The organism is Promicromonospora aerolata (assembly GCF_042682255.1).
GTDB lineage: Bacteria > Actinomycetota > Actinomycetes > Actinomycetales > Cellulomonadaceae > Promicromonospora > Promicromonospora aerolata.
Window position 1 is genome coordinate 4,458,605 of sequence record NZ_JBHUHF010000001.1, and the last position, 12,806, is coordinate 4,471,410.

Annotated in this window: 13 protein-coding genes; 11 read left to right on the forward strand and 2 right to left on the reverse strand. The window is 70.3% G+C overall.

Going from position 1 to position 12,806, the window contains the following annotated elements; genetic code table 11:
- Nucleotides 1-116: 116 nt before the first annotated feature.
- From pstS to pstB, 5 genes are all read left to right on the forward strand, one after another.
- Nucleotides 117-1,304, forward strand: coding sequence for a phosphate ABC transporter substrate-binding protein PstS (gene pstS / locus ACFSL2_RS19955; RefSeq protein ID WP_377199506.1), 1,188 nt, complete (start codon nt 117-119; stop codon nt 1,302-1,304).
- Between the two features lie 178 nt (nt 1,305-1,482).
- A complete protein-coding gene (locus ACFSL2_RS19960; protein WP_377199507.1) occupies nt 1,483-2,583 on the forward strand; it encodes a phosphate ABC transporter substrate-binding protein PstS in 1,101 nt (366 codons plus the stop codon).
- Nucleotides 2,584-2,722: 139 nt separating this feature from the next.
- Nucleotides 2,723-3,715, forward strand: a complete 993-nt coding sequence (pstC, locus tag ACFSL2_RS19965; RefSeq protein WP_377199508.1) for a phosphate ABC transporter permease subunit PstC — start codon at nt 2,723-2,725, stop codon at nt 3,713-3,715.
- Complete coding sequence (gene pstA / locus ACFSL2_RS19970; RefSeq protein WP_377199509.1) at nt 3,715-4,665, forward strand: phosphate ABC transporter permease PstA; 951 nt, start codon at nt 3,715-3,717, stop codon at nt 4,663-4,665. The genes pstC and pstA overlap by 1 nt, the downstream gene beginning before the upstream one ends.
- A 48-nt stretch (nt 4,666-4,713) precedes the next feature.
- Nucleotides 4,714-5,493 carry a phosphate ABC transporter ATP-binding protein PstB gene (gene pstB, locus ACFSL2_RS19975; protein ID WP_377199510.1) on the forward strand — a complete coding sequence of 260 codons (780 nt, stop codon included), beginning with the start codon at nt 4,714-4,716 and terminating at the stop codon, nt 5,491-5,493.
- An 88-nt stretch (nt 5,494-5,581) separates the two neighbouring features.
- Here pstB and ACFSL2_RS19980 read toward each other — a convergent pair whose 3' ends face one another.
- On the reverse strand, nt 5,582-6,112 hold the full coding sequence (locus ACFSL2_RS19980) for a hypothetical protein (RefSeq protein ID WP_377199511.1): 531 nt from the start codon (nt 6,110-6,112) through the stop codon (nt 5,582-5,584).
- 304 nt (nt 6,113-6,416) lie between these two features.
- On the opposite strand from ACFSL2_RS19980, the gene ACFSL2_RS19985 reads away from it, so the two are divergent.
- From ACFSL2_RS19985 to ACFSL2_RS20000, 4 genes are all read left to right on the forward strand, one after another.
- Nucleotides 6,417-6,899, forward strand: a complete 483-nt coding sequence (locus ACFSL2_RS19985; protein ID WP_116677014.1) for a CarD family transcriptional regulator — start codon at nt 6,417-6,419, stop codon at nt 6,897-6,899.
- Nucleotides 6,900-7,006: 107 nt separating this feature from the next.
- Complete coding sequence (gene ispD / locus ACFSL2_RS19990) at nt 7,007-7,723, forward strand: 2-C-methyl-D-erythritol 4-phosphate cytidylyltransferase (RefSeq protein ID WP_377199512.1); 717 nt, start codon at nt 7,007-7,009, stop codon at nt 7,721-7,723.
- Complete coding sequence (ispF, locus tag ACFSL2_RS19995) at nt 7,720-8,268, forward strand: 2-C-methyl-D-erythritol 2,4-cyclodiphosphate synthase (protein WP_377199513.1); 549 nt, start codon at nt 7,720-7,722, stop codon at nt 8,266-8,268. The genes ispD and ispF overlap by 4 nt, the downstream gene beginning before the upstream one ends.
- The gene (locus tag ACFSL2_RS20000; RefSeq protein WP_377199514.1) at nt 8,265-8,861 is read left to right on the forward strand and encodes a TetR/AcrR family transcriptional regulator; all 597 of its coding nucleotides are present in this window, start codon (nt 8,265-8,267) and stop codon (nt 8,859-8,861) included. The genes ispF and ACFSL2_RS20000 overlap by 4 nt, the downstream gene beginning before the upstream one ends.
- A gap of 10 nt (nt 8,862-8,871) precedes the next feature.
- On the opposite strand, the gene ACFSL2_RS20005 is transcribed toward ACFSL2_RS20000, so the two are convergent.
- Nucleotides 8,872-10,206 (reverse strand): D-arabinono-1,4-lactone oxidase, encoded by a 1,335-nt coding sequence (locus ACFSL2_RS20005; protein WP_377199515.1) that lies wholly within the window; start codon nt 10,204-10,206, stop codon nt 8,872-8,874.
- Between the two features lie 129 nt (nt 10,207-10,335).
- Here ACFSL2_RS20005 and ACFSL2_RS20010 point away from each other — a divergent pair, with 129 nt between their 5' ends.
- On the forward strand, nt 10,336-11,514 hold the full coding sequence (locus tag ACFSL2_RS20010) for an alanine racemase (RefSeq protein WP_377199516.1): 1,179 nt from the start codon (nt 10,336-10,338) through the stop codon (nt 11,512-11,514).
- Between the two features lie 34 nt (nt 11,515-11,548).
- The gene (locus ACFSL2_RS20015; protein WP_377199517.1) at nt 11,549-12,802 is read left to right on the forward strand and encodes a low temperature requirement protein A; all 1,254 of its coding nucleotides are present in this window, start codon (nt 11,549-11,551) and stop codon (nt 12,800-12,802) included.
- Nucleotides 12,803-12,806: the final 4 nt, after the last annotated feature.

Below are 12,806 nucleotides of genomic sequence, written 5' to 3' on the forward strand. Positions count from 1 at the left end.
CTCACCGGTCGCGCGGCCGCCGCGTGTCGAACCTCACGGGTGACCGCGAGTCTGGTCACCTTCCGTTCACCTGGTGTTTGCTCACCGGACCCCACCCGTGAGTAGTTTCCCGACCCGTGAGCACCTCCCTTTACACCCGTCTCATCTCGACCGCCACCGCAGGCGCCCTCGTACTCCCGCTCGCGGGCTGTGGTGCGGTCCAGCTGCCGGGTCTCGGGGCGGGCGACGAGTCCACTGCCGACCCCGAGCCCCTGGTCGCCGGACAGTTCCGTGGGGCCGGGGCGTCGTCCCAGGAAGCGGCGATGGAGGCGTGGATCAGCGGCTTCCAGGAGCAGCATCCGGACGCCGCGATCACGTACGACTCCGTGGGCTCGGGCGGTGGCCGGGAGGCCTTTCTCGGGGGCAACACGGCCTTCGGCGCCTCCGACGTCGCGCTCACCGACGAGGAGATGGCGGCGTCCGGTCCGGCGTGCGACGGTGGCAACGCCATCGACCTGCCGGTCTACATCAGCCCGATCGCCGTGACCTTCAACCTTGAGGGCATCGACCGGCTGAACCTGTCCTCCGCCATGATCGGGCAGATTTTCACGGGCAAGATCACCACGTGGGACGACCCGGCGATCGCCGCGGCGAACCCCGAGACGAAGCTGCCGAAGCTGGCGATCACGCCGGTGCACCGGTCGGACGACTCGGGCACCACCGAGAACTTCACCGACTACCTGCACGCGACCGCGCCGGACTCGTGGCCGCACGGTCCGGACGGGCTGTGGCCCTTGCCGGACGGGTTCGCCGCCGACGGCACGAGCGGCGTGATCGAGACCGTGCGGTCGACGCCCGGCGGCATCACCTACGCGGACGCCTCCGCGACGGCGGACCTCGGGCGCGTCGCCATCAAGGTGGGCGAGGAGTACGTGCCCTACAGCGCCGAGGCCGCGGCCGCCGTCGTCGACGTCTCGCCGCGGATCGAGAACCGCTACGAGCACGACCTCGCGTTCGTGCTCGACCGCACGATCGACAACCCCTTCGCCTATCCGATGGTGCTCGTCTCCTACCTCATCGTGTGTTCGCGGTACGAGGACAAGGCGGAGGGCAGGTTCGTCAAGGAGTTCGTCGAGTACGTCGCGTCCACCGAGGGGCAGGAGCGTGCCGCGGCCGCCGCGGGTAGCGCCACGATCTCGAGCGACCTCCAGGACTGGATCGCCGACGCTGCCAAGGCCATCTACCTGACCCAGGACCGCCCGGACGACCAGTCGGTCGACCAGCCGGTCGATCAGGCACAGGACCAGCCCGGAGGGGCGGCCTGACGGGTGGAGAAAGCCAGGGCGTGCCATGGTGGAAGGTGGTGCGGATCACCCGCTCTACCCGGCCTTGTTCACCTTCCGTTTACCTATACCTGGTGAGCAGGTCACTCCACCTGCCTAGCGTCCCGACTGACGCGCTGGCGATCGCCGCGCGTACGACTTGAACAGGATGGAACGACACGTGAAGATCAGCCGATTCCCCCGCGTTGGCTCCGCTGTCATGGTGGGCGCGCTCGCGCTGAGCCTCGCAGCCTGCGGGTCCGACCCGTCGACGGGTGAGACCACCGGTACGTCCGACGAGACGGGTGACCTGTCCGGCGAGCTCAACGGCGGTGGCGCGTCCTCGCAGGAGAACGCGATGGAGGCCTGGCGTGCCGGGTTCCAGAGCCAGAACCCGGACGTCACCGTGAACTACGACCCCGTCGGCTCCGGCGGTGGCCGCGAGAGCTTCATCTCCGGTGCCTACCCGTTCGCAGGCTCGGACGCCGCGCTGGACGACGACGAGATGGCCGACGCCGAGGCCCAGTGCGGTGAGGGCGGCGTCATCCAGTACCCCGCCTACATCTCCCCCGTGGCGGTCGCCTTCAACCTCGAGGGCGTCGACACCCTGAACATGTCCCCGGAGACCATCGCCAACATCTTCGCCGGCGAGATCACCGCCTGGGACGACGAGGCGATCGCCGACGACAACCCGGACGCCGAGCTGCCCAGCACGGACATCACGGTCGTGCACCGTTCGGACGACTCCGGTACGACCGAGAACTTCCAGGAGTACCTGCACACGGTGGTCCCGGACGTCTGGACCTGGGAGGCCGAGGGCATCTGGCCCATCAAGGGCCAGGAGTCCGCGCAGGGCACCTCCGGCGTGGTCAGCGCCGCGCAGGCCGGCGAGGGCACCATCACCTACGCGGACGCGTCGGCGATCGCCGACCTGGGCACGGTGGCCGTGGGCGTGGGCGGCGATTTCGTCGAGTACAGCCCCGAGGCAGCCGCAGCCGTGGTCGAGGGCTCGGACCGTATCGAGGGCACCAGCGACAACGTCTTCGCCTACGACCTCAAGCGTGACATCGCGGGTACCTACCCGATCGTCCTGGTCTCGTACCACCTGGCCTGCGGCACGTACGAGGACCAGGCGACGGCCGACCTGGTCAAGGGCTTCTACACCTACATCCTGAGCGACGAGGGCCAGACCACGGCCGCCGACTCGGCAGGCTCCGCGCCGCTCTCGACGAAGCTCCGCGAGGACTTCCTGCCTGCGGTCGAGTCGATCACGGCCGGCTGACCCAGCTGGGAGCTAGAACTGGCACGACACCCGGCCGGTGGTCGGGCCGCGCGAGCGCAACGGACGCTCGTGGCCCCGACCACCGGCACGGTTGTGCCAGGCTTGACCTCACACAGACACGACGAGCCGAGGAACATCTGTGACCACCACTGACAGCCCGCCCGCTCCTGTGGCGCCGGTCCGGCGCCGACGGTCGAGCGGCGACACCGAGCGGGGCTTCAGCCGGACCTTCCGCTGGATCGCGACAGGGGCCGGCGCCCTGATCCTCGCGACACTGGCTGCGGTCGCCCTGTTCCTGATCGTGCGGGCATGGCCCGCCATGACGGCAGGCTCGGACGCGCTGGCGGAAGCAGTCCCGAGGTACCCCGACGACACGTCGTTCATCGCGTACGTCGGGCCGCTCGTCTTCGGCACGTTGCTCGCCGCCGTGCTGGCCCTGCTCATCGCCACGCCGATCGCGATGGGCGTGGCGCTGTTCATCTCGCACTACGCGCCGCGTCGGCTCGCCCAAGCCCTCGGGTACCTGGTCGACCTGCTCGCGGCGATCCCCTCGGTGGTCTACGGACTCTGGGGGTTCACCGTCCTGGCGCCGGTCGCGGCGCCCGTCTGGACGTGGCTCAACGACTGGTTCGGCTGGTTCCCGCTGTTCGCCGGTGACGTGTCGCCGACGGCGCGCACGATGGCGACCGTCGCCGTGGTGCTGGCCGTGATGATCCTGCCGATCATCACGGCGGTCTCGCGTGAGGTCTTCCTGCAGACCCCCAAGCTCCACGAGGAGGCGGCGCTCGCGCTCGGCGCCACCCGCTGGGAGATGGTCCGCACGGCGGTCCTGCCCTTCGGCCAGTCCGGCGTCATCTCCGCCGCGATGCTGGGCCTCGGTCGCGCGCTCGGCGAGACCATGGCCGTGCTGATGATCCTGTCGCCCGGCTTCCTGTACTCGTTCAAGATCTTCCAGGCTGCGCAGCAGCAGACCATCGCCGCCTACATCGCCCTGGACTTCCCGGAGGCGAGCGGCCTGGCCGTCAACGCGCTGATCGCCACCGGCCTCGCGCTGTTCGTCATCACGCTGGCGGTGAACATGGCCGCACGGGCCATCGTCGCCCGCCGCAAGGATTTCTCGGGGGCCAACTGATGAGCACCGACACGACGACCAAGGACTCGACGGAGAGCACCCGTGCGCTCCTGACCACCGCCGAACCGCGCCGCCGGCGCACCGACCGCATCATGGCGGGGCTCATCTGGTTCGCCTTCGTGCTGGCGATGATCCCCCTGGTGTCCCTGCTCTGGACCGTGCTGTTCAACGGTGCGGGCCGCATCAGCCTCGAGTTCCTCTCCTACTCGATGCGCGGCATCTTCGGCGGTGACACGAGCGGCGGCATCTACCACGCCGTCATGGGCACGTTGATCATCACGGGCTGCGCCACGCTGATCTCCGTGCCGATCGGTATCCTCGTCGCCATCTATCTGGTCGAGTACGGGCGCGGCCCGCTGGCCCGTGCGGTGACGTTCTTCGTGGACGTCATGACGGGTATCCCGTCGATCGTCGCCGGTCTGTTCGCGGTCTCGCTGTTCACGATCTTCTTCGGGCCAGGCGCCCGGTTCGGCCTCATCGGTGCCGTCGCCCTGTCGGTGCTGATGATCCCCGTGGTGGTGCGGTCCTGCGAGGAGATGCTGAAGCTCGTGCCCAACGAGCTCCGTGAGGCGTCGTACGCGCTCGGCGTGCCCAAGTGGCTCACGATCGTCCGCATCGTGCTGCGTACGTCCGTGGCGGGGCTGACCACCAGCGTGCTGCTGGCCGTCGCACGCGTCATCGGCGAGACGGCGCCGCTGCTCGTCGCGGTCGGTGTGACGGACTCGATCAACTTCGACCCGACCGAGGGACGCATGATGACGCTGCCGGTGTTCATCTACCGGCAGTACAGCCAGGGGCCCGCGACGTGCCAGCCGGATCAGGTGAACTGCGTTCCGGACATCGCTCTGCAGAACGCGTGGGGCGCCGCCCTGACGCTGATCGCGATCGTGATGCTGCTCAACATCGCCGGTCGCCTCGTGAACCGCTGGTTCGCGCCGAAGACTCGCTGACCCACACACCTCAGCTCACCCGAAGCCACAGCCCGAAGGAACTTCACGATGGCCCAGCGCATCGACGTCAAGGACGTCAACATCTACTACGGCGACTTTCGTGCTGTCGAGGGCGTCACCATGACCGTCGACCCCAAGTCCGTGACGGCCTTCATCGGTCCGTCGGGCTGCGGCAAGTCGACCTTCCTCCGCACCCTCAACCGCATGCACGAAGTGATCCCCGGCGCGTACGTGGAGGGCAAGGTCGAGCTCGAGGGCGTCGACCTGTACGGCGACGACGTCGACCCGGTGGCGGTACGCCGCAACATCGGCATGGTGTTCCAGCGCCCCAACCCGTTCCCCACGATGTCGATCAAGGACAACGTGCTGGCGGGCGTCAAGCTGAACAACCGCAAGATCTCCAAGGCCGAGGCCGACGAGCTGGTCGAGTCGTCCCTGCGCGGTGCGAATCTCTGGAACGAGGTCAAGGACCGCCTGGACCGGCCGGGCTCCGGCCTGTCGGGCGGTCAGCAGCAGCGTCTCTGCATCGCGCGCGCCATCGCGGTGAAGCCGCAGGTGGTCCTCATGGACGAGCCGTGCTCGGCCCTGGACCCCATCTCGACCCTGGCGATCGAGGACCTCATCCAGGAGCTCAAGAAGGACTACACGATCGTCATCGTCACGCACAACATGCAGCAGGCTGCGCGCGTGAGCGACCGCACGGCGTTCTTCAACATCGCGGGCACCGGCAAGCCGGGTCGCCTGATCGAGATGAACGACACCGCGACGATCTTCTCGTCGCCCGCCGAGAAAGCCACCGAGGACTACGTCTCGGGCCGCTTCGGGTGACGACCGCCTGAGCGGACGACGAAGCCGGCGGGTGCGGCGTGGGAGACCACGCGGCGCCCGCCGGCTTCGTCCTGCCGTGGAGTGCGGCTCAGTCCGTCGGAGTGGCCGACGGCGACGGCGAGGCCGCTGCGCTGGGCAGGTGGTCTGCGTACTCCGGGAGCGTGCCGTCGAGGATGGGCAGCTTGAACTCCTCGGCCGCGCCGGCGGCGGAGAGGGTCGCGTCGACATAGCTGCCAGGAGCCGCGCTCACCGTGTCGAACTGAACCGTCTCGCCGGTCGGGGTGCCCAGGTAGACGGTGCCACCGGCCGGGACCTCCAGAGACACGGGGGAGCCGTCCGGGTGCTCGAGCGTGAACGTCGCGTCATCCTGGGTCTCGTTGGTCAGTGCGCCGAGGAGGTTGCCGGGCTCGCCCTCGGCCGTCGCCACGACCATCAGGTTGATGCCACGCAGCTCGTCACCGTCCACGCTCTGGATGGTGACCCCGACGCCGTCGGACGGGTCGTAGTCCAGCGTCGTGGTGCTCGGGGAGCAGCCCGCCAGGAGGAGGGCCCCCGCGGCGGAGGCCGCGGCGAGGGCGATGGTGCGGGCGCCTCGGGCGGCGGTGGCGCGACGGGACACGGTGAACTCCCTGATGTTCGTTTGGTTCGGGCGGGGTCGGATCCCCGCCACATCTTAGTGGTCCGCGGGGGGTGCCCGCGCATCGCCGTTGGCGACGAAATGCCCGGTCAGAGCGTGGCGGGGGTCACGGCTCCGGAACGATCCGACCGTGGGGCACGGGGTGCTTACCGTCGCGCACTGCCTCGGCTATAGCGCTCTGACCTGCGGAAACGCGCTTTCAGGCGGTGCGTGGGCCAGGCCAAGGGCGCAACTTCTGCGGATCACGCCGTGGTAACCTGGTTTCAGGGAAAGGGGACATCTGCAGATGACGTTCACAGTAGGCGAGACGGTTGTCTACCCGCACCATGGCGCGGCGCTGATCGAAGAGATCAAGGTCCGCAAGATTCGCGGCGAAGAAAAGATGTACCTCAAGCTCAAGGTCGCCCAGGGCGACCTCACCATCGAGGTCCCGGCGGAGAACGTCGACCTGGTTGGCGTGCGCGATGTCGTAGGCCAGGAGGGCCTTGACCGCGTGTTCGAGGTGCTACGTGCGCCGTACACCGAAGAGCCCACCAACTGGTCGCGCCGGTACAAGGCGAACCTCGAGAAGCTCGCGTCCGGCGATGTCATCAAGGTGGCCGAGGTCGTTCGCGACCTGTCCCGCCGTGACGCCGACCGCGGTCTTTCCGCAGGCGAGAAGCGAATGCTCGCCAAGGCCCGCCAGATTCTCGTGTCCGAGCTCGCTCTGGCCGAGCACACGGAAGAGGAGAAGGCGGAAGCGATCCTCGACGAGGTTCTCGCTTCCTGACTTACCCACAGGATCCCTCGCACGTCTGACGTACCCGTCAGGACCCGGTGCTCGCGCCCCACGGGATCCTTCGCTTCAATCATGATCCTGTGGGGACCCGCGACGAGATGACGACCCTTGCAATCCTGACGGCCGCCGGCTCGGGTTCCCGACTGGGGCGCGACCTGCCGAAGGCGCTCGTCGAGCTCGACGGCTTTCCACTCGTGCTGCACGCCGCGCGACGCCTCGCGGCGTCGGGCGTCGTGGACTCCCTCGTGGTGACGGCACCCGACGGCCTCGTCGGCGTCATGACCGACCTGTTGGCCAACGATCCGCAGGTGCAGATCTCGGTCCAGGTGACCGACGGCGGGCCCACCAGGCAGGCGTCCGTCGCTGCAGGGCTGGCCCTCGCCAGTCGTAGGGACAACGTTGTGCTGGTGCACGACGCCGCCCGTCCCCTCGTCCCGCCGGACCTCGTCCAACGGGTCGTCGGTGCGGTCCGCGGCGGGCACGGCGCGGTGGTGCCCGGGGTCCCCGTCACCGACACGGTGAAGCAGGTTCGCCCGGACGGCGACGCGGAGCTGGTCACGGGTACTCCTGACCGGTCGATGCTGCGCGCCGTGCAGACCCCTCAGGGGTTCGCCCGTGACCTGCTCGTCCGTGCGCATCGCACGGGCGCCCGCCGGGCCGTGGCGGAGCACCTGGCGGCGACCGACGACGCCGGGCTCGTCGAGGCTCTCGGCGAACCGGTCCACATGGTCGCCGGCGACGCGGCGGCCTTCAAGATCACCACCGAACGCGATCTGTGGCTCGCGTCCCTCGTGCTGCAGGAGACCAACGCATGACCGACTCGTCCAGCACACCGGACCCCGCCCGACCGGCTCCGACCGCATACCCGCTGCCCCGCACGGGGATCGGGGTCGACGTGCACGCCTTCGCGCCCGACGGCTCGAACCGGGAGATGTGGCTCGGGGGCCTGCACTGGCCCGGCGAGCGCGGCCTGGCCGGGCACTCCGACGCCGACGTCGCCGCGCACGCGGCGGCGGACGCGCTGTTCTCGGCATCGGCCCTGGGCGACCTCGGTTCCCACTTCGGGACCGGTCGCCCCGAGTGGGCCGGCGCGTCCGGGACCACCCTGCTCGCGGAAGCCGCGAGGCGCGTACGCGCTGCTGGGTACATGATCGGTAACGTGGCAGTTCAGGTGATCGGAAACCATCCGCGGGTCGGCACGCGGCGCGACGAGGCACAGGCGGCTCTGTCCGCCGCCGCCGGCGCGCCCGTGTCCTTGACCGCTACCACCACCGACGCGCTCGGTCTGACCGGACGCGGTGAGGGCGTCGCGGCGATCGCGACGGCGCTCGTCGTCCCCGACGTCGGGGGGCAACCATGAACAAGCGCAAGCCGCTCGACGAACGCCGCGCCGAGATCGTCGAGGCCGGCCTCAACGTCGCGATGCGGGAGGGCGTCGAGTCGGTGACGGTGCGCCGCGTGGCGCAGGAGGCCGGCATCTCGCTGGGCACCGTGCACTACTGCTTCGACGACAAGGACGCGATGCTGCGGGCCATGGGCCGGGCGATCGCGATGCGGGCCTCCGAGCCGGTGCTCTCCGCACTCGACGTCGGACCCGACCGGTCGGCTCTCGCCGAAGGGACGGTCGAGGCGCTGCTGGTCGGCCTCAAGCAGCACCAGCACATGCGGCTCCTGACCTTCGAGTTCGCCGTATCGGGTGCCCGTACGCCCGTGCTGCGCGAGGTCGCACAGGCGCACCTCAAGCAGAGCATCGCGATGACGAGGGAGTACCTGCAGCGCCTCGCCGACGTCGCGGGCGTCAAGTACCGCACCGAGATCGGCACGCTGGCGCGCATGACGGCACTGCGCATCGACGGCATCGAGCTCGCCTGGATGGTCGACCAGGACGACGAGGCCGCGCGCGAGGGGTTCGCGGTGCTGGCGCACGACGTGTTCGACGAGATGGAGGCGTGAGGACGCCGGCTCAGCCGAGCACCTGTCGCGTGTAGGGGTTCGCGAACACTCCCTCCGGGTCGGCGGCCGCCCGTGCCCGGCGGAAGTCCGGGAGCCGCCGGTACTGGTCGGCGAGGTAGTCGGCGTCGCGGGTGTGCAGCTTGCCCCAGTGGGGGCGCCCGCCCACGGCAGTGAAGATTCGCTCGGCGGCGTCGAAGTACCGGTCGTGCGGCAGGCGCCAGTACTGCTGGACGGCGATGTACGCGGTCTCGCGGCCGTACGCGGTGGAGAGCCAGACGTCGTCGGCGGGGGCGAAGCGCACCTCCACCGGGAACGGGATGTTCTCGCCGGTGGACCGCTGCCAGGAGTCGAGCTCGGCCAGCACCTGGACCACGGCGGCTCGCGGCACCGCGTACTCCATCTCGCGGAACCGGACGCGGCGGTTGGTGCAGAAGACCTCGTGCGATGGCGCCGTGTACCGGCGGGCCGTCAGGGCACGGGCCGCTATCGCGCTCAGCGTGGGGGTCGTCGCCGGGAATGCCGTCGCCATCCGGTTGGTCACCTCGAACAGCCCGTTCGACAGCACCTCCTCGTCGAGGAAGGTGCGGGCCGCTCCGGCGAGCTTCCGCGCGCGACTGCCGAGGCCCGAACCGGTGTGCGTCCCGGGCTCGATCCGCCGGTTGCGCAGGGTGAGCGCCCGACGCGTCGCGGGGAACCAGAAGAACTCGAAGTGGTCGTTGTCCGCGACGAGGTCGTGGACCCCCTCCAGGACGCGGTCGAGCGGCCAGGGCTCCTCGATGGCGTGCAGGTCGAAGGCGGGGACCGCCTCGATCGTCACGGAGCTCAGGACGCCCGTGGCGCCCAGGCCGAGCCGCGAGGCCTCGAACAGGTCGTGCTGCTCGGTGGGCGTCGCCCGCGTGACCTCACCGTCGGGCCCCACGATCGCCAGGCCGCGTACACGGGTGGCCAGGCCGCCGAACCGGGCGCCGGTGCCGTGCGTGCCCGTCGAGATGGCGCCGGCCAGCGACTGCTGGTCGATGTCGCCGAGGTTCTGCATGGCGAGGCCGCGCTCGGCGAGGATCCGGTTGAGCTGGTGCAGCCGCATGCCGGCGCCCACGGTCACGAGGGCGTGCCCCGTGTCGGGATCGCGCTCGACACGGTGCAGGGCGTTCAGCCGATCGAGGTTGAGCTGGACGCCGTCCGTCGCGGCCGCCGGCGCGAACGAGTGCCCGCCCCCGACGACGCGGACCGGGTGCCCCTCCCGGACCGCGCGGCGCACGGCGTCGGACAGCTCGTCCTCCGAGGCAGGCTGCTCCTGCCGCACAGGCGTCACGCTGACGGTGCGTGCCCAGTTCGTCCAGATCACCGATGCACTATCCCACGCCCCCGTACGGCGAACCAGAGGCGGTATCTCCCGGTATCTCACGGATCCGACCGCCACGGTGCGGCGTCCGCTCTCCGTCCCTGGGCCGAGCCGGGGGAGTAGCGTGCGGTCATGAGCTCCGCAGCAGACACCGTCGCGCGGCTGTCCGCCGCCACCTCCGGACTGCCCGCTCCGGTCGCCGTCGTGGACCTGGACGTGTTCGACGCCAACGCGCGCGACCTGCTCAAGCGCGCCGACGGCGTTCCCGTCCGGGTCGCGTCGAAGTCGGTGCGGGTGCGGTCGCTCGTCGAGCGCGCTCTAGGGCACGGGTTCGCCGGCGTCATGGCGTACTCGTTGCGCGAGGCGCTGTGGCTGGTCGGTGCGGGTGTGCGCGACGTGCTGGTCGGTTACCCGACGGTGGACCGGGAGGCGCTCGCCGCCCTGGCGGCCGACGCGGTGGCGCGCGCCGAGATCACGCTGATGGTCGACGACGTCGCCCATCTCGGCCTCATCGCGGACGCCGGCCCCGTCCAGGTGTGCCTGGACGTCGACTGCTCGCTGCGCGTCGGGGCCGGCGCCCTGACCGCCCACCTCGGGGTCCGGCGCTCGCCCCTGCGCCGGCCCAGCGACGTCGCCGCCTTCGCGACCGTCGCGCAGGCGAAGGGCCTGAGCGTGCGCGGCCTCATGTTCTACGAGGCCCAGGTGGCCGGTCTGCCCGACACGAGCCCTGCCGTCCGGCTCGTCAAACGTCTCTCGATGCGTGAGGTGAACGAGCGCCGGGTACAGATCCTCACGGCGGTACGGGACGCCGTCGGACACGAGGTGGAGCTGGTCAACGCGGGCGGGACCGGATCGATCGAGGTGAGCGGCGGCGCCCCGGGCGTCACCGAGGTCACGGCGGGCTCCGGCCTGTACGCACCCGGCCTGTTCGACGGCTACCGCTCGTTCGAGGCACGCCCCGCCGCCTTCTTCGGGCTCGACGTCGTGCGGGAGCCGGCGCCCGGCTGGGTGACCGCGTTCGCCGGCGGGTACGTGGCATCGGGCAAGGCCGGCGCCGCACGGGTGCCGCGGCCGTTCACGCCCGGCTACGCCCTGAGCGGCCCGGAGGGCGTCGGCGAGGTGCAGACGCCGCTGCGGGTGACCCGCGGGCTCTCGCCCGACGGCAGGCTGCACATCGGGGACCGGGTCTGGCTGCGCCATGCGAAGGCGGGGGAGATGATGGAGCGGTTCGACCAGGTACACCTCGTCCGTGGCGCCGAGATCGTGGAGACGGTGCCGACCTATCGGGGTGCGGGCAGGAACTTCGGGTAGGCCGCGGCGCGGTCCATCCGGTAGACAAGGGGCCATGCCGCGCATCCATCACCACAACCAGCTCATGACGGGTCGTGACCCCCACGAACGGGCGCGCAGCGCGACCCCGCTGGAGCTCCTGTTCGACCTCGCGTTCGTGGTCGGGTTCGGCGTGGCCGGGGAGCAGGGGGCCCACCTGATCGCCGAGGGCCATGCTCCCGCCGGTGTGATCGGCTTCGCGTTCTCGATGTTCGCCATCTGCTGGGCGTGGATCAACTTCTCCTGGTTCGCGTCCGCGTTCGACACCGACGACTGGTTCTACCGTGTCACCACGATGGTCCAGATGATCGGCGTGGTGGTGCTCGCGCTCGGCCTGCCCGAGATGTTCGAGTCGCTCGTCGAGGGCGACCGGGTGCACAACGAGGTGATGGTCGCCGGATACATCGTGATGCGGCTGGCGATGCTCGTGCAGTGGCTACGCGCGGCCCGGCAGGCGCCCGAGTACCGCGCGACCTGCATGGGGTACGTGCGCACGCTCGTCGTCACGCAGGTCGGGTGGGTCGCCCTCGCGATCGCCCCCGTGAGCGTGCCCGTCTTCTTCGTCGTGGGGGCGCTGCTCGGCGCCGTCGAGATGGCCGGCCCGTGGCTCGCGGAACGGTTCCGTGCCGAGGAGCCCGGCCAGCGGAGCACCCCGTGGCACGCCCACCACATGGCCGAGCGGTACGGGCTGCTGGCCATCATCACGCTCGGCGAGGGTGTGATCGGTACCGTCGCGACGCTGTCCGCCGTCGTCCACGACTCGGGCTGGACGCTCGATGCCGCCCTCGTCGCGTTCGCGGGCACCGCCCTGACGTTCGGGCTCTGGTGGACGTACTACCTCACGCCCGACGCCGAGATGCTGCACCGGTACCGCGAACGGTCGTTCACCTGGGGCTACGGGCACATCGTCGTCTTCGCCGCCCTGGCGGGTGTGGGCGCCGGCCTGCACGTGGCGGCGTACTACCTGGAGGGGCACTCCCACGTCGGCGCCGTAGGGACGGTGCTGGCCGTCGCCGTGCCGGTGCTGGTGTTCGTGGTGGCCGACTACGCCCAGTTCTGGGCCCTGACCCGCTCGTTCGACCGGTTCCACCTGCTGCTCGTCACCGGCACCGTGGTGGTCCTCGCCGTCGCCGTCGCGGCGGTGGCCGCCGGAGCCCACATGGCGTGGGCACTGCTCCTCGTCATGCTCGCCCCGGTCGTGTCGGTCGTCGGCTACGAGGTACACGGGCACCGGCACGTGGCGAAGCTCCTGGCCGCCGACACGCACTAGCCGA